This window comes from Paenibacillus koleovorans NBRC 103111, assembly GCF_004000845.1.
GTDB classification, from domain to species: domain Bacteria; phylum Bacillota; class Bacilli; order Paenibacillales; family NBRC-103111; genus Paenibacillus_AA; species Paenibacillus_AA koleovorans.
Genome location: NZ_BIMA01000145.1, coordinates 1 through 15,409 on the forward strand (window position 1 = coordinate 1; position 15,409 = coordinate 15,409).

Consider the following 15,409-nt stretch of genomic DNA (forward strand, 5'->3'; position numbering starts at 1 on the left):
ACACCGTTGCCGGGACGGTCCTCTGAGTAATACAACTACCCGGTCCGACCATGTACAATTTTCTGTACAAATGACGACTAAAACCGGTTGTTACTCAAAACAGCTAATCAGCTAATTGTGCTGAAAGCGGCACTCGGGCGGGGAGTTGTTACTCGAAGCAGACTTTTTCTGCTGAAACCAACGCTCGGGCGGGGAGTTGTTACTCGAAGCAGACTAATTGTGCTGAAACCGACGCTCGCGTGGGGAATTGTTGCTCGAAACAGACTAATTCTGCCCCAATCCCCGCTCCCAGCACCAAATTACTCGTCCAAACCGGCTAAATCTGCTCCAACCCACACTCCCTGCTCCCTGCCCTTCAAAAAAAGAACCTGACCCCTTAAATTGTGGGCCAGGTTGCAATCCGACAATGCAGTTAGTCCGCTTTCCGTACTTATTTTCCGAATATCTCGCGAATTCGCCGAGATTAGTACGGATTCCGTACTAAATTGGCTGCAGAAGGGCATTCGGCCAGAACGTAGTACGGAATCCGTACTACGTTCCTCTCGGTTACGCCTAGATCGGCAAGTCCGCCAAGTTATCCGCGTAGATGCGCACCGTTCGCTCGTTGATCCGCTCGACGCGTTCTCCACGCGGCAGCTCCTCGTCGCCGACAGGCGCCAAGTAGCCGATCTCCAGCACGTAAGGCCCGGCGATCCCTCGGAACGGCTGAATCTCGCCCAGCCGGCGCACTGCTCGGGCTGCGCCTTCCCGCACGACGCGTCTGGCTTCCTCGATCTCCAAATGCTCCGCCGCTTCGATACCGAGCCCCTTCTTCACGACAGCCGTCTCGATATCGGGAATGAACACCTGTGCCTCCAACGCCGCCTTGTCATCGCCGGTCAAGTAAATCGTCGGGACGTTCTGCGTCCCCGCCAGCAGCGCCCTGGCGCCGAACTCGCCGATAAACACGCCATTCAGCCGGAAATAAGCGACCGACTTGGACGAATACGTATGATTGAGCGGCGCATGGAATGTACCGGCCATCGCGTGTTGCCCGACGAACAGCAGCGCGTCATATCCTTCAAGCCGCATGTAAGGCCTGCCTTCTCGCAAATAAGTGCCGCCCACTACATCCTCCGCATACAAGCCCACCGGGCCATGGCCGTCCCACACATCGACCACACTATTCGGGTAGACGGACCGAATGCCCTCGATGCAGGCGTTGACCTCGCCCGCCAACAGCTTCCTCGCCGACTCGATCCGTTCCGGAAACCCGTCAACCGGGCGGGTTTGCGTGAAGCTGTCGACACCGGCCGGCCCTTCGAGGTCGGTGAGAATGAAAAACCTGCGAGTCTCGGCAGTTGATGCTGCAGGCGAAGCGCATTCGAAGCAAAGCAGCCCTCGATCCTCCGTCACTGTCCCATTCAAAAAGCCGTCCTCGCAATAAACCGGACGCTGGCAATTCGTACATTCCCCTACTAGCTCCCTCATATCCCCTCAACCTCTCCCTTCGTTCTCTTGTCCTCTATCTAACTCTACGAATGAACTGCCAATAACAAACGAACGCCGCCAAGTCGGCCGCGGCGATCACAACCCCCATCGGCATGGCGGTCATACTGCCGCCCAAGCCGACGAGCGGCGCGGCCGCCGCGCCGAACGAACGGCAGCAAGCCGAGCAGCGCCGCCGCACTGCCGGCATTGCTCGCCTGCTGCTGCATGGCGAGCGAGAAGCTCGCCGTCGAGACGATCCCCACGCTCGACACGACGAAGAACAGCGGCACAACGATAGCCCACAGCTCGCCGACAAACACAACGCCAAGCAGCAGCGCCGTCCCGCTAAGAGCCGCCAAGCTCAGCCCAATCCGCAGCAGCTTCGCCTCACCGATCCGCGCAGCCAGGCGCCCTGTCGTCTGCGAAGCAATAATAATCCCGACTCCGTTCACGGCGAAGAACAGCGAATACCCTTGCGGCGATACCCCGTGCAGCTCCTGCAGCACGAACGGTGAGCCGGAGATATAGGCGAACATCGCCGCCATCACAAGCCCTTGCGCCCACGCGTAGCCCATGAACGACCGCGTCGTAAGCAAGCGCCTGTACGTCGCAAGCGTATCTCTCACCTTGCCTGTCGTCCGGCGCTCAACCGGCAGCGTCTCCGGCAAGCCGAACAACACGGCGACGAACATGACCGCCCCGATCAAACACAACACAACAAACACGCCTTGCCAGGGTACGACCTTCATCAGTTGCCCGCCTACAACCGGCGCTAATATCGGCGACGCTCCGTTCACCAGCATCAATAACGCAAAAAATCGCGTCAGCTCCGACCCCGCGTACAAATCGCGCGCAATCGCTCTTGCGATGACGATGCCGGCCGCGCCGCCCGCCCCCTGGACGAAGCGGGCCGCCACCAGCAGCGCGATGTTCGGTGCGAGCACGCACAGCACGGACGCGGCCATGTACACGGCCATCGCGATCAGCAGCGGCTTGCGGCGTCCGTTCGCGTCGCTGAGCGGCCCGACCAGCACCTGGCCGAACGCGATGCCGACGAGACAAGCCGTCAAGCTCAGCTGCGCGAGCGACGTCGTCGTCCCCAGCTCCTCCGTCATACTCGGCAGCGCCGGCAAATACATGTCGATCGACAGCGGTCCGAACGCGCACAATGCCCCGAGCACAGAAGCGATCCACAGCCGCCGCTGCCGGACGCCAGAAGCCGTCAGCGCTTCACTCCCACTCATCTCAAGCTACCTTCCTTCCCCAAACCAATCCCAATCCCTATCCTACTGTCATCCTTTATTTCACCGTCGCCCGTCTCATCTCCAACAGCTCGCTCACCGTCACAAATCGAAACCCTTGCTCCAGCAGCCGCGGCACGATGATTTCCAACGCCTTCAGCGTATCGCTCTTGCCATGCACATGATCGTGCATGAGCACGATATCCCCGCCGGAGGCATTGTTCAATACCGTGCGTACGATACGCCCAACGCCGGGCCGATCCCAATCCCAAGTATCCTGATCGCGCGACCACAGGATCGTCTGCAAGCCGGCCTCGTGGACGCCCTGGAGCAGCCTGTCGTTGTAGAAGCCCTGCACCGGCCGATATAGCCGAGGCGACACGCCGGTCACCTGCTCGATCGCCTTCTGCGCCTTTCGGATATCGCCGATCAGCTGGCCGTTGGAGACCGACGGCGTACACAGCATATGACTGTACGTATGATTGGCCAGCTCATGCCCTTCGGCCACTTCCCGACGGACAATGTCCGGATACCGCTCCACGCGGAAGCCCAACACGAAAAAAGTCGCGCGCACGCCAAATCGTTGGAGCAAGTCCAAAATTTGCACTGTTTCGTCCGTAGTCGGCCCATCGTCGAATGTCAGCGCAATGACCTTCTCTTCCACAGGCACATCCCGTATAAGGAACTCGCTCTCTTGTTTCGCGCTCACACTTGCAGAAGCGCCCGACACCATTAGCAGAGCCAGACCGACCGCGACCGCGCCGAACCTCCCAACACGCCGGCTACCTTTCCGACCACTCATACCCACTACCCCTTCATAAGTTTTGGAGGTAGTATGTGGCGCAAGCGGCAACCCTATCCTGAAGCACGATCAATCACGCGATCTTCACGATGCGCAACGACCAACCGCCTACCCTGCGAAAGTTTAAACGTTGCCCCAGAACACTTCCGTCCGGTAGTCGAACGACACGACGCCATCCTCCTGCGTTCGGTCGAACAACGCGGTCAGCTCAGCCATAAGCGGCTCGTAGTTCGGCTCGCCAGGCGTAGGACAATAGGACGAAGACAGCAGCCTCCCTTGCAGGCCTTCGAAGTCGAACTTCTGACTATAAGGGAACCGTTCGACCTGAAGCTCGCCACTCGCGAAAAAACCCTGCAGCGACTCCACTGTTATATTCGTATGCTTCACTTCGTTGTAATCCGACCCATATTGCTGCAGTAACCGATCATATTCGCTCAAAAATTCGCTGCCTTCGGTCAGCCGCGAGTTCCAGACGAGCGCAACGCGACCTCCCGGCTTCAAGATGCGGCGGAATTCCGCCTGCGTCGCCGTCCGCTCGAACCAGTGGAACGCTTGCGCGCAGACAATAAAGTCCACGCTAGCAGCCGGCAAACCTGTCGTCTCGGCAGCACCCTCAACAGCCCGATACCGTCCCGAGTAACGCTCGCCGCCCAACCGCTCGACCGCCGCTTCCCGCATCGCCACATTCGGCTCCACCGCTACGACCGCGCTGCCCCTTTCCAACAGGAGTGCGGAGAAAATACCCGTTCCCGCCCCGACGTCCGCGATGACGGATTCCGGCCGAAAGCCTACCGTATCATACAAATAAGAGATTGCTTCTTGCGGATAGCTCGGTCTGAACTTCACATAATTGTCCACTCGATTGGAGAACCGTTCCTTGCTGTTCATCTGCTGCTCCACACCCTTCTCTCTAGGCTAATCTTCACATCCATGCTAACACAAGTGCGCCTAGCTGGCATATAGTATTGCAGTTGAAAATTCAATGGCAAGCGAGGAATACGATCATGTCTTTATTTGGAAATCGCCACCCGGGGTGGTCACAGGGGTGGGCGCCGGGCCGGACACCGATACAGCCCCTCACCTTCGTGCTGATCCACGGCGCCTGGGCCGACGTCAGCTTCTGGGAAGGCATCGCCGCGGAGCTGCGCCGGATGGGCCATACTGTGTACGTCCCGGAATTCCCCGGACACGGCACGGATTCACACAATACCAATATCACCCACTCGACGATATCGCAATCGATCGCTCAAGATATCGCGGCCCACAACCTGTACGACATCGTCCTTGTCGGCCATAGCTTCGGCGGCACGGTCGTGCAGAAAGTGGCCGAGCTTGTCCCGGAGCGCATCCGCCGGCTCGTCTTCTGGAACGCCTTCGTCTTGAAGGACGGCCAAAGCGCGGCAGAAGAACTCCCGCCAGAGGCGCGCGCGATGTTCGAGCAGATCCGGCTTCAATCCGGCAACGACACGATCATGCTGCCATTCCCCTTTTTCAGGGAATTGTTCGTCAATCTCGCCGACATTGGGCAAGCCAAACAAACCTACGAACGGATTACGCCCGAGCCGGCCAAACCTCTTTTTGAGAAGCTGGATCTCAAGAAATTCTACAGGCTGAGCACGCCGCGCAGCTATGTCAACCTGACCGAAGACCATGTCATGCCGTTCGGCAACCCGAACTACGGCTGGCATCCGCATATGTCGAATCGGCTCGGGCTGTACCGGTTCATTCAAGGCAGCGGCGACCATATGACGACGGCGAAGACGGATCCGGCGATGATTGCAATGAAGCTGTACGAGGCGGGTAGAGACTAAGAGACCCGTAAGGAGGAAGTCCCGCTTATCGGCTCCTCCTTCTCCATTTTCGCACGAGCATCACCGCGAACAGAATCGGAATGTACCCGTATATAAATCCAAATCCAATTTTCCCATAGAGGCTGGAGTATCGCAATATAGCCGCATGATCCTGCAGCACGCCAAACAGCACCCCCAGCAAAGTCAAACAAAGGAGCAAATTGATCGAAAGCTTCGTCTTCAATGTCCTCTTCAATCCCCGACACACCGCCCATAACAAAATCGAAATGCTTGCCGCTATTTTCAGAAACCAGATCATGATCAGGATGTATTCCATCCGTTGATAGATTGGAATTTCAATCATTTTCACCAACATCAAGGTGGGCCATGTCGTGTGCTGCAGCAATCCCTCACTGAAGTACATAAACGAAATCAGCGCGACGCCTAAGTACAAGAAAGAGGAAACCCCTACTGCCAAATGCGCCCATTTCTGCGACGCCTTGGGGGACTGCATCCAGGGATAGCACATGAGCAAAATCTCGAACCCGATAAACTCGAACACGATCGTCTTGCACGCGGCCATCATATCGGCAGGCGAGTGGTGGAAAACCGGGATCATATTCGAAATATGCAAATCCCGGGTTGAAGAGACGAGCATCACGATCAGAAACAGGAATGGAATGATCACGCCCCAGAAACCGAAGCCGGCCACGGTATGGATACCTCCCGATACCGCATAGTAAACGACAAGGGCCAGTAAGAGAAACAGCAAGAACGGAGTCATGAGCGGAAAAATCCAGATGCGGGCCACTTCGATAAATTGGATGGAAACGATCGCAGCGCCGGCAAAAAAATAGAGGCTGACCGCCGCATTGAGCAGCCAACCTGCCGCCTTGCCAAACAGCAGCGCGTGCAGCTGAAGCAGGTCGATCGGCTCTTGCTCCGAGTAACCGAGCAGCTTGTAACACATCCAGACGATCAATTGGATGGACAGCCCTACGAGGAGGACCGCGAGCCAAGAATCGTAGCTCCCCCGTTGCACCAGCTTTTGCTGAAAATTTAGAATCCCCACCCCTACCATGCAGCCCTGCATCAGATACAGCATCGTATAGGGGGGCAGCAGCTTGCGACTACTCCCGCTTGTCGACATACGTTGTCCGTTTCCTTTCCTTAATCCCCTAAGCCCGTCAACCGGATGTTCACCTTCACGCTCACATCCGTTTTCATCTGCGGGTAGTGGTCCTGAAACTCATTCGGCTGAAAGCTGCGGTCCCGGCTGCGTACAATGTTGCCGAACCCGACTGGATCGACCCGGTGCTCCTGTAGAAAGGCGATGAATCGCTTAATCTGCTTGACAAGGAACTGCTCGATTTGGCGCTCGACTTCCTTCCGCTTACCGGAATCCGTTAAGTGTATGGAGAAGGGGTAATCCCTGATTTGCGCATTTAACCGAACTTGAATGGATAGCGCCGGCAGCGGGTTCGTAGCGGTCAGCTTGTAATCCGTGTCGGAGTGCACGCTCGTAAGCAGCAGCGAATAAGGCTTATTCGTCTCTTCGTCTACCATCGGAACAAGCAGTCTCCCTTTTTTGGAGTCGGTCAGCAGCAGCTTCAACAAGAAAGCATCCCTCATATCGATTCGGGTCACATACTTGTTTTCTCGGAACAACGCAATCCCGTCGAGCCTGACCCCGTCGTCTTCCACCTTCAAATAAGGCAGCATCACGTCCTGAATTGGGCTGAAATAGCTGTTGATAAACGTGTGGAAATTCATTTCCGGCAAATTGCCGTTTTTGATATTTTGAGTAACCATATCATACAAGTAATACGGGATATTGTTTGCTTGCACTTTACGAAGCGCTTCGGACGCCTCGGTTTCCGTCACCCCGAGCAGCAGCCAGGAACCGATCTCCGGATCACGACACAGCGATGGCAGTACCGTCTCCAGCCCTTTCTCGGCAAGCGATTTGCCGAACAGCATCATTTTCAGATGGCCGTACTCGATCGGGGCGTTGATATGGATGTTCATTTTGGGAAGCGCGTTGATGAAGTTGTCACCTCTTGTAGTCAATTGCTCGATTCGCACTTGGTCATTCCGCTCGAAGTTGGAGAACAACACCGTGTTCTTGACCCCTCCGCTTTCCCCGTCCAGATCGACGCTGAGCGTCTGCGCCAATTGGATTTTGTCAATGATGCTCTTGTCCGCACAGCCCCCCAGGAGAACGACGATTGCCGACATATAAACCAAGACCGCTGTTTTTCCAAACGCCATGAATGCCCACCCTTTCACTCGTCCTCTTCCGGGGTCTTCTTCTCGGATCTCGGCTTGTAGCGAGTTCGACTCAGCGGGTTCAAGTAAGCCGGACGCTCCGTTGTCAAATTGTAAGAGGAGCGGATTACGCTGTCGCTCAAGCCCCTCCTGTAAAACGGAAAGATGGGCACTGTGTAAGGATTGTTCAGCGAACGCAGCCTAGTAATATGGATCAGGATCAAGCTCAGTCCGACCACGACGCCGATCCCGCCCCAGAACGCAGCTAAAATAATGAGCGGAAAACGCAAAAATCGGATTGTGTTGGACATCTTGTAAATGGGAGTCGTGAAGGAAGCCAGTGCGGACAAAGCTACGACAATAATTAAAATGTTGCTGGTGAACGCGGCTTCGACGGCCGCTTGTCCAATGATCACACCGCCTACGATACCGAGGGTTTGCCCAATCTTGGTCGGCAGCCTCGCACCCGCTTCACGGAGAAACTCGATCGTAATTTCCAGGAACAGCACCTCCAACACCGGAGGAAGCGGGACATATTGGCGGGATTGGATGAACGGAGTCAACAGGTCAACCGGCAATATTTGGTAGTGGTACGTGGCGACAGCCACGTAGATCGATGTAGCGAAAATCGAGAATAGAACGCCAACTATGCGAACAAGCCGAAAAAAGGAGCCGAGCACCCAAGGCAAGTAATAGTCTTCCGGAGAGATGAAAAAGTCGTATAACGTGGAAGGTCCTGTGATGACATATGGCGATCCCTCGCTCATAATAGCCACTTGCCCGGAAATGAGCGAATAGACGACTCGGTCGCGGCGTTCGGTGGACACGAACAACGGGAATGGCGTCCATGAGTTGTCGGCAATAATCTGATCCAGCTGGGACGAGTCGAATACGACCTCGAAGTCCATCTTTTGCAGCCGAGTCTCTACGGTTTGGATATGAGTCGGATTGGTAACGCCGTCCAAATATACGATCGCTACTCTGGTTTTGGACACGCTGCCGATCTTGATCTCCTTGAACACCAGGTTCGGAAGACTGATTTGATAGCGCAGCAATTGAATATTCGAATCCAGCCGTTCGACGAAGCCGATTTTCGGTCCGACTACGCTGAACTCGTTTTCGGTTGCATTTTCTTGGCGTACGGCTCCGGTTTGCGGAATTTCGACTAAAAGCGCGGATGCTGGTTCCGCTTCCAGCCAAATGAGCAGGCTGTTCCTCATGAGCCAATCCTGCATTTCCTGAGGATCCCGGGTCGGTTGAATCGTATCGATCGGCAACCAGGCCCGGACTTCGTCCAGCGTCAGAGGACGCTTCGCCGCTCCCGGCTCCTCCGCACGCTCCTGCATGATCAAATTCAAAGCATGCAGCGTCGGCAAATCGATCATGGTTTTGAAATAGGCGAGATTGATCCGTCTCGGACCAAGTCCGATGGAGGTCTGCAAGAAATCGCTCGACATCCCCGCCCGAGAAAACAGTTGTTCCATCGAGATGCTATCCGATTTCAAGGTGCTTGTGGTTGTTTGGTTATTTGAAGGACCCATATTTGAATCAACCTCCATAGCTAGAGGTAATGTGCTGAAAATGCGCCATTTTTATGCATGTCGCAAATTTGTAGATTCGATGACACTCCTTCTCAGGCGTGGATTCGCGCGTTATAATGAAAGTAATTCAGGTTGAGGGGTGAAAGTCCTATGACCGTCCTTGCAGGCATCATTATTCTGATCGCACTCGCCGCCGGCGTCGCGACCGTTCAAGTCGGCTTGTCAAGGCCGAACCGGGAAGGCAATCCCGGTTATGTGACACGGACCAAGGGCAACATGTTGCGCTTGACGAGCTTCTATGTAGTAGCGGCCATCTTGGGGCTGGCGATTTTATTTTACGTAGTACTGGATTAAAGCGAAAAAAAGGCTCTTCTCGCAGGACCATTGTTTGGTCCTTGGAGAAGAGCCTTATTTGTTACCATTCCACTTCGGTCACGATCGGCAAATGGTCGGACACATATGTCCGAAGCACTTCGGATCCAACGACCCGCAAGGCGGACGAAACGAAAATATAGTCGATGCAACGGTCCGCTCTAGCTTGCTCCGGCTTTTTGCCTGGATCGAGGATGAGAAACGTCTCGCCATGCGCGCCTTCATGGGCAGTGGCGTACGAATCCTGGAGGAGGAGGCCGATGCTCGCCAGCTCCATCTGTTCGGGACTCGTATTGAAATCCCCTGTCAAGACGATTGGACTTGAGCTTAAGTTGCCCGTTGAACCTGCATCCACCAATTCGCTCAATACCTTCGTTTGCAGCGATCTTTCTTCAGCCGCCAGGCCCAGATGCGTGTTCAAAAAACGAACGAGCCGGCCACCGATGCGAATATGCGCCTCTAGGATTCCTCTCTTCTCATTCCATGCTCCAGGTACGATAACCTGCGGCAGCGGATGATTGTGCGCGTATTCGACCGGATACCGGCTGAGAATCGCGGTGCCGTATTGCCGGCGTACACCGGGATGCTGCGGATCCTCCTCCAGCTCCAAGTTCGGACCGTAGGCGACGTGCATACCCAGTGCATGGGACAGCCGCTCCGGCTGATCCTCCCAGCCGCTTCGTTCGCCGAAATGCCGGTCCACCTCCTGCAAGCCGATCAGATCCGCCCCGCTTGCCCGGATCACTTCAATCGTTCTTCCGAGATCCGTTACTTTATCGATTCCCATACCATGGCAAATATTGAATGTAGCCAACTTCAATCTCATTTCAAATAACGCTCCCGCACGACATGGCCGTGATGCCGCTCATGACCGGCGATCACGAAGGCCAGCGCTCTGGCAGATGTGGAGTGGTTGCTCACGGTCCCCACTCGGGCCCACGCTTCCTGCTGAATGCCGCGGATAAGCTTCAATGTCGCGCTGCGTACGGTGTCAAACTCCTCTAGCAACTCCGTCATGGAACGGCGATCGAAGGCGGCGCCATCCACGAACACGTTTTCGTCGAAGCCCGGAAGCGCCGTTTGGTCTCCTCTCGCGACTCGCAGCAATCTATAGCTCATGACTCGTTCCGTATCGGTGATATGGCCGAGCACTTCCTTCAAGGACCATTTGCCCGGCGCGTAGCGGGACATCGCCTTCTCCTCGGAGAGGCCTGCGAACAGAGCATGCACTCTTTCCTGCTGATTCTCCAAAATTTGTATCAAATCGCCCTCCGGTACTTGGCCAATGTAAGCGGCGAAAAAAGGGGCATGCTCTTCGGCATTCGGTCTTTGCAGCATAAGTAACATTCCTCCTCGATGGATAGTCCTCTTATCATATACGATTCAATCGATCATGCCTAGTTGTCATGCAGATTTGGTATTCACGCTATATATTGGATATGGTACACTAGTTATTAATCGTAATCATTACATTTTAACAATCGTATGAGGAGGTCTCACATGAATGCGATACCGGTGTTGATTCTAAGCGGGTTTCTCGGCAGCGGCAAAACGACCTTGCTCTTGCGGCTCGTCCACGAAGCGCGCAGCAGGGGCCTGCAGCCGGCGATTCTCATGAATGAGCTCGGCAAGCGCGATATCGACGGGCATCTGCTGCAGCAGGAGCTGCAAGGCATGTCGATCGAGAAGCTGCTGGACGGCTGTGTGTGCTGCGACAAGAAAAGCGAAGTCGCCGGCTCCCTCGAGCAGCTCGCCCTCCGCTCTCCGGATTTGATTTTCATCGAGCTGACCGGCGTAGCCAATCCGGAGGAAATCGTCGATTGTTTGACCGAACCTGCGTTGTTGAGCAAAGTTCGTCTGAAGCATATTGTTACCGTCCTGGATGCGGAATGGACCCTCGAGTACAACAGCATTTTCTCGACGGATCGCCAGCTGGTGGATACGCTTCGCGGACAAATCGCCGTCGCCGACCTGTTGCTCGTGAACAAGATGGACCTGGTCCCACCCTCGCGGCTGACAAAAATTGAAAAAGCCGTCCGCAAACATAACGAAACCGCACCTATGCACTATACTACCCAGAGCCAGATCGACCCGGAGCTGCTGCTGCATGGAATCGCACATCGCGAGGCTGTTGCCGTGAACAACCGGGCATCCGCTTTTTCCGTCATCCGACCTCAGCAACAGCAACGGCAACAGCCTTTGCATCCGTCAGACAGCATCTCAGCTTCCGCTTATACTCGCAGCTATTCGAGATTAGTCACCATGACTTTACCGGTCACGGGCTTACTTTCGGCCAAATCCGTCGAAAAGTTTCTTAAATCGATCGGAACCGGTCTACTGCGAGCGAAAGGATATTTGCGAATCCAGCAGGAAGCTTCCGTCCAACTGCTTCAAATGGCCGGCGGCCGCTTCAACTGGCAAACTACCGCATACACCGGGGACCATTACTTGGTACTTATCGGGCTCGAGCTGTCGGAAGCGCAAATTCGCGACATGTGGCAACGTCTGACACTCGATTAATATTGGATTGGGAGGCTTTTCCTCTTGCAACGTACTCGTCCTATTCCCGAGTGGGCGCTTCATACCGCATTCTTAGCCGTATTCGGCCTGCTCATTTGGTTCAGCTTCTCTCCCGGAGGACTCCCCTCGCTCCCGACCGAATATCCGGATGCCTTGTTGTCCTTCAAAACGATGTTCATCGGCATCGCGCTGGAGGCGCTGCCCTTCATCCTGCTAGGCATTCTCGTCTCGTCGCTGATGCAGGAGTTCGTCTCCGAGCGGACGATCCAGCGGTTCATCCCGCGGAATCCGATTCTAGGCGTGCTGTTCGGCTGCGCGCTGGGCATGCTGTTCCCGATCTGCGAATGCGGGCTCATCCCGGTCATCCGCCGTTTGATGCACAAGGGCATGCCGCTGTATATCGCCGTTGTATTCATCTTGGCGGGTCCGATCGCGAATCCCATTGTGTTCGCCGCTACATACGCCGCGTTCCGGGGCAACCCGGAGCTCGTCTATGCCCGGATGGGACTAGCTCTGCTCGTCGCTTCCGCGATTGGTCTGCTTCTCCTTCGACTCGTCAAGTCGAATCCGCTTAAGAACAGCCGATCCACTATGTATGGGGAGCGTGCTTCGGCGATGGAGCATCGGCATCATGCGGGCGGCGGGGGAGGCAATCGGCTGATGAGAATCGCGGGACATGCCTCCGACGAGTTTTTCGAGATGGGCAAATATTTGATGTTCGGTGCCTTGGTCACGGCTGCGATCCAGACATTCGTTCCTCGCTCGGAGTTGGTTCAATTGGGGCAAGGCGAATGGACGGCTCCATTGTTTATGATGGGACTGGCCTACCTGCTGTCGATCTGCTCCACATCGGATGCGTTCGTCGCTTCCTCTTTCGCCACATCGTTCTCGGCCGGCTCGTTGCTAGCTTTTCTTGTGTTCGGTCCTATGCTGGATTTGAAAAGCACCGCGATGCTGCTGTCCGTCTTCCGTGCTCGGTTTGTGCTGCTTTTGGCCGGGCTCATTCTGGTTAGCGTCTGGATTGGCGCCGTTGCGGCACAAAATTGGCTGTTTTGAAGTTGAATCTATGGGGGTGCAATAATGGAGGAAACTCGCTCCAGTACTTGGCATTACGGCATCCGGGCTGTTCTCGCCGCGGCCTTGTGCTACTACATCGTCCAATTGGTCCAATCCGAACACCTCATCTATTACATCGCACCTCGTATGCAGCTCTATGTGAAACTATCAGCGATCGCTCTCTTCCTGCTGGCCGTGCATCAAGCGTACAAGGCGGTGCAGAGCCGAACGGAGCAGGAGCCGGATTGCGAGTGCGGCCACGAGATGCCCCGTTCGGTTTGGCGGAGCTTGCTGCTCTACGGCTTGTTTGGTTTGCCGCTTGCCCTGGGCTTCGTCTTGCCGGATCAATGGATGGGCAGCCGCATCGCCTCGATCAAGGGGATGAACTTATCGGCATCGACTGCAACATTAGGAGCTGCGCCGGCATCGGTCTCAAGTGCGGGCTTGGCTACGACTTCAGGTGCGGCTGCGGTTGTAGTGCCTGCTGCTTCGCCAGTGCCAACTCCATCGTCGAGTGCGAGTCCATCACCCGTTGCAGATGCTTCTTCCGTTGCTGCACCTGCCGCCTCGGCCGACGATGAGCTGAAGAAGCTGTTCCATTTGGAAGACTTCAATGAAGCTTACTCCATCTACGGCCTCAGCTTGTACAAGCAGGACTTAATCCGCGTCGAGGAAGTACGTTTTCTGGAGACGATGACTACATTGGATTTGTTTATGGACCCTTTGATGGGCAAACGGGTCGAAATCAGCGGCTTCGTCTACCGCGACGGTCAGATGAACGCCCAGCAGTTCGTCGTCGCCCGCCTCGCGATGCAATGCTGCTCCGCCGATTCGGTGCCGTACGGCATTCTGATCGAAACCCCAAACGCCTCCTCCTACGCCGAAGACAGCTGGGTGAAGGTAACCGGCGTCTTGGGGAAAACGAAGCTGGGTGAATACGCCTTCATGAAGCTGGACGCCAAACAAATCGTGAAGATCGAGGTACCGAAGTCGCCCTACGTGTATCCGGATTACTCGTTTTTTGATTGAGGTGATGGAATAAGACCTCGTCTCGCTATTTTGTCTACTTGGTACATCAGCGGCGGCAAAAGGGGATGGCGAACACGCCATCCCCTTCCACTCCATTTATCCTTACTGCTTCCGCTCCCAGGCTTTCAGCAGCGGATACGGGTCTTGCGCTACCCAAGTGCTGCTCGTCGTATCGTACACGCCGAAGTGCAGATGCGGCTCGAACATGCCCGTCGTCCCTTCCGGCCCATAGCCGGAGTCGCCGACGTAGCCGAGCAGTTGGCCCGCGCCGACGGCGTCGCCGAGCTTCAACCCAGCGGCATAACCGGACAGATGCGCGTAATACACGGCGGTCGTATCGGTCGCCTGGATCGTCACGCGCCAGCCGCCAAGCGAGTTCCAGCCGAACCGGATAATTTTGCCGGACGTCGCGCTGTAGACCGGCGTCCCCTTCGCCGCCTCAATGTCGACGCCCTCGTGGCTGCGCTCGGTCTGCTGCTGGTCCGGCGACCATGTGCGTGCGGCGGCGAAGCTGTTCTCGTACGGCTGGTATGAGCCCTTCGCCAGCGGGAAGCGACCGGCAGCGGCTAATCCGCCGCCGCTAACGTTGACGGCGGATGCCGCCACGACAGCCGCGCTCGCCGAGGGAGAAGACGGAATATGTACGGTCAGCCCGCCCCAAATATTGTTCGGATTCGAAATGTGAGGATTCGCTTGGATAAGTGCTTGCAGCGTGACGCCGAACTTCTGGCCGATCAGCCACATCGTGTCGGCGGAAGTCGCCGTGTAGTAGATGGTCTGGCCCGGGATACGCAGCTGTTGGTTCGGATAAATCCAGTCGGATGAGAGGGCATTTACCGATTTCAATGCTTCAACGCTTACGCCATAGGCGGTTGCGATTTTCCACAACGAATCCCCCGCCTTCACCGTATAGCCTCCGGCTGCCAAGGCATGGTTTGCTTGACCGCTCACGCCCAGACCGGAGCCTAACAAAGAAATCGTTAATGCAGTTCCTACAAGAGTGAATTTGATCGATTGCTTCATGCTGATCTGTCATCTCCCTTATTGTCGGTTCCACTCATCATAACCCGAACAAGAAAGGGAATGAAAGCGCTAAAAATTAACATATAACCTAATTTGCATTATTTTAACTATTTTAGAAGATCACATTTCGGAGGATCTCATAAGAAAAACCATCAGGGAAGATCACCCTGATGGTCCTCTGGCGTATGTGTTCAGTTGGTGCGGTGGGAGGGCAGAAAGAGGGGTTCCGACTGCTGTTGTAAGCATGGCCCTTGATGGAATGGGGGCTGAGGATGGGCCATGCTTACAAAGGCAGAC

General features: G+C 55.6%; 14 protein-coding genes and 1 pseudogene. 5 read left to right on the forward strand and 10 right to left on the reverse strand.

The window, feature by feature from the left end:
* Positions 1-552 precede the first annotated feature (552 nt).
* From PKO02S_RS28740 to PKO02S_RS28755, 4 genes and pseudogenes are all read right to left on the reverse strand, one after another.
* Positions 553-1,470 (reverse strand): M55 family metallopeptidase, encoded by a 918-nt coding sequence (locus PKO02S_RS28740; protein ID WP_127588456.1) that lies wholly within the window; start codon positions 1,468-1,470, stop codon positions 553-555.
* A gap of 34 nt (positions 1,471-1,504) precedes the next feature.
* A pseudogene (locus PKO02S_RS28745) lies at positions 1,505-2,714 on the reverse strand (multidrug effflux MFS transporter).
* 55 nt (positions 2,715-2,769) lie between these two features.
* Positions 2,770-3,513 (reverse strand): polysaccharide deacetylase family protein, encoded by a 744-nt coding sequence (locus PKO02S_RS28750; protein WP_127588457.1) that lies wholly within the window; start codon positions 3,511-3,513, stop codon positions 2,770-2,772.
* Between the two features lie 123 nt (positions 3,514-3,636).
* Positions 3,637-4,401, reverse strand: a complete 765-nt coding sequence (locus PKO02S_RS28755) for a class I SAM-dependent methyltransferase (RefSeq protein WP_127588458.1) — start codon at positions 4,399-4,401, stop codon at positions 3,637-3,639.
* Positions 4,402-4,517: 116 nt separating this feature from the next.
* Here PKO02S_RS28755 and PKO02S_RS28760 point away from each other — a divergent pair, with 116 nt between their 5' ends.
* Positions 4,518-5,324, forward strand: coding sequence for an alpha/beta fold hydrolase (locus PKO02S_RS28760; RefSeq protein WP_127588459.1), 807 nt, complete (start codon positions 4,518-4,520; stop codon positions 5,322-5,324).
* Between the two features lie 25 nt (positions 5,325-5,349).
* On the opposite strand, the gene PKO02S_RS28765 is transcribed toward PKO02S_RS28760, so the two are convergent.
* From PKO02S_RS28765 to PKO02S_RS28775, 3 genes are read right to left on the reverse strand one after another with little or no spacing between them, the layout of a single operon-like run.
* Entirely contained in the window at positions 5,350-6,453 is a 1,104-nt protein-coding gene (locus PKO02S_RS28765) for a GerAB/ArcD/ProY family transporter (RefSeq protein ID WP_127588460.1), read from the reverse strand.
* 20 nt (positions 6,454-6,473) lie between these two features.
* Positions 6,474-7,574, reverse strand: coding sequence for a Ger(x)C family spore germination protein (locus PKO02S_RS28770; protein WP_127588461.1), 1,101 nt, complete (start codon positions 7,572-7,574; stop codon positions 6,474-6,476).
* 14 nt (positions 7,575-7,588) lie between these two features.
* Positions 7,589-9,055, reverse strand: a complete 1,467-nt coding sequence (locus PKO02S_RS28775; protein ID WP_127588462.1) for a spore germination protein — start codon at positions 9,053-9,055, stop codon at positions 7,589-7,591.
* A gap of 207 nt (positions 9,056-9,262) precedes the next feature.
* Here PKO02S_RS28775 and PKO02S_RS28780 point away from each other — a divergent pair, with 207 nt between their 5' ends.
* A complete protein-coding gene (locus PKO02S_RS28780; protein WP_127588463.1) occupies positions 9,263-9,466 on the forward strand; it encodes a hypothetical protein in 204 nt (67 codons plus the stop codon).
* Between the two features lie 61 nt (positions 9,467-9,527).
* On the opposite strand, the gene PKO02S_RS28785 is transcribed toward PKO02S_RS28780, so the two are convergent.
* On the reverse strand, positions 9,528-10,310 hold the full coding sequence (locus PKO02S_RS28785) for an endonuclease/exonuclease/phosphatase family protein (RefSeq protein ID WP_127588464.1): 783 nt from the start codon (positions 10,308-10,310) through the stop codon (positions 9,528-9,530).
* Entirely contained in the window at positions 10,307-10,822 is a 516-nt protein-coding gene (locus tag PKO02S_RS28790; protein ID WP_127588465.1) for a DinB family protein, read from the reverse strand. Before PKO02S_RS28790 ends, PKO02S_RS28785 begins: the two co-directional genes overlap by 4 nt.
* A 162-nt stretch (positions 10,823-10,984) precedes the next feature.
* Here PKO02S_RS28790 and PKO02S_RS28795 point away from each other — a divergent pair, with 162 nt between their 5' ends.
* The 3 genes from PKO02S_RS28795 to PKO02S_RS28805 are packed head-to-tail and all read left to right on the forward strand — an operon-like array spanning position 10,985 to position 14,089.
* Complete coding sequence (locus PKO02S_RS28795) at positions 10,985-12,004, forward strand: CobW family GTP-binding protein (protein ID WP_246067552.1); 1,020 nt, start codon at positions 10,985-10,987, stop codon at positions 12,002-12,004.
* Between the two features lie 24 nt (positions 12,005-12,028).
* Positions 12,029-13,060 carry a permease gene (locus PKO02S_RS28800; protein ID WP_373865250.1) on the forward strand — a complete coding sequence of 344 codons (1,032 nt, stop codon included), beginning with the start codon at positions 12,029-12,031 and terminating at the stop codon, positions 13,058-13,060.
* Between the two features lie 24 nt (positions 13,061-13,084).
* Complete coding sequence (locus tag PKO02S_RS28805; RefSeq protein ID WP_127588467.1) at positions 13,085-14,089, forward strand: TIGR03943 family putative permease subunit; 1,005 nt, start codon at positions 13,085-13,087, stop codon at positions 14,087-14,089.
* Positions 14,090-14,191: 102 nt separating this feature from the next.
* On the opposite strand, the gene PKO02S_RS28810 is transcribed toward PKO02S_RS28805, so the two are convergent.
* A complete protein-coding gene (locus PKO02S_RS28810; RefSeq protein WP_127588468.1) occupies positions 14,192-15,112 on the reverse strand; it encodes a LysM peptidoglycan-binding domain-containing protein in 921 nt (306 codons plus the stop codon).
* Between the last annotated feature and the right edge of the window lie 297 nt (positions 15,113-15,409).

What these genes read in the sequence shown, in the direction of transcription:
- PKO02S_RS28740 (WP_127588456.1), bottom strand. Translation starts at nt 1,470, where the DNA reads ATGAGGGAGCTAGTAGGGGAATGTACGAATTGCCAGCGTCCGGTTTAT.
- PKO02S_RS28750 (WP_127588457.1), bottom strand. Translation starts at nt 3,513, where the DNA reads ATGAGTGGTCGGAAAGGTAGCCGGCGTGTTGGGAGGTTCGGCGCGGTC.
- PKO02S_RS28755 (WP_127588458.1), bottom strand. Translation starts at nt 4,401, where the DNA reads ATGAACAGCAAGGAACGGTTCTCCAATCGAGTGGACAATTATGTGAAG.
- PKO02S_RS28760 (WP_127588459.1), top strand. Translation starts at nt 4,518, where the DNA reads ATGTCTTTATTTGGAAATCGCCACCCGGGGTGGTCACAGGGGTGGGCG.
- PKO02S_RS28765 (WP_127588460.1), bottom strand. Translation starts at nt 6,453, where the DNA reads ATGTCGACAAGCGGGAGTAGTCGCAAGCTGCTGCCCCCCTATACGATG.
- PKO02S_RS28770 (WP_127588461.1), bottom strand. Translation starts at nt 7,574, where the DNA reads ATGGCGTTTGGAAAAACAGCGGTCTTGGTTTATATGTCGGCAATCGTC.
- PKO02S_RS28775 (WP_127588462.1), bottom strand. Translation starts at nt 9,055, where the DNA reads ATGGAACAACTGTTTTCTCGGGCGGGGATGTCGAGCGATTTCTTGCAG.
- PKO02S_RS28780 (WP_127588463.1), top strand. Translation starts at nt 9,263, where the DNA reads ATGACCGTCCTTGCAGGCATCATTATTCTGATCGCACTCGCCGCCGGC.
- PKO02S_RS28785 (WP_127588464.1), bottom strand. Translation starts at nt 10,310, where the DNA reads ATGAGATTGAAGTTGGCTACATTCAATATTTGCCATGGTATGGGAATC.
- PKO02S_RS28790 (WP_127588465.1), bottom strand. Translation starts at nt 10,822, where the DNA reads ATGCTGCAAAGACCGAATGCCGAAGAGCATGCCCCTTTTTTCGCCGCT.
- PKO02S_RS28795 (WP_246067552.1), top strand. Translation starts at nt 10,985, where the DNA reads ATGAATGCGATACCGGTGTTGATTCTAAGCGGGTTTCTCGGCAGCGGC.
- PKO02S_RS28805 (WP_127588467.1), top strand. Translation starts at nt 13,085, where the DNA reads ATGGAGGAAACTCGCTCCAGTACTTGGCATTACGGCATCCGGGCTGTT.
- PKO02S_RS28810 (WP_127588468.1), bottom strand. Translation starts at nt 15,112, where the DNA reads ATGAAGCAATCGATCAAATTCACTCTTGTAGGAACTGCATTAACGATT.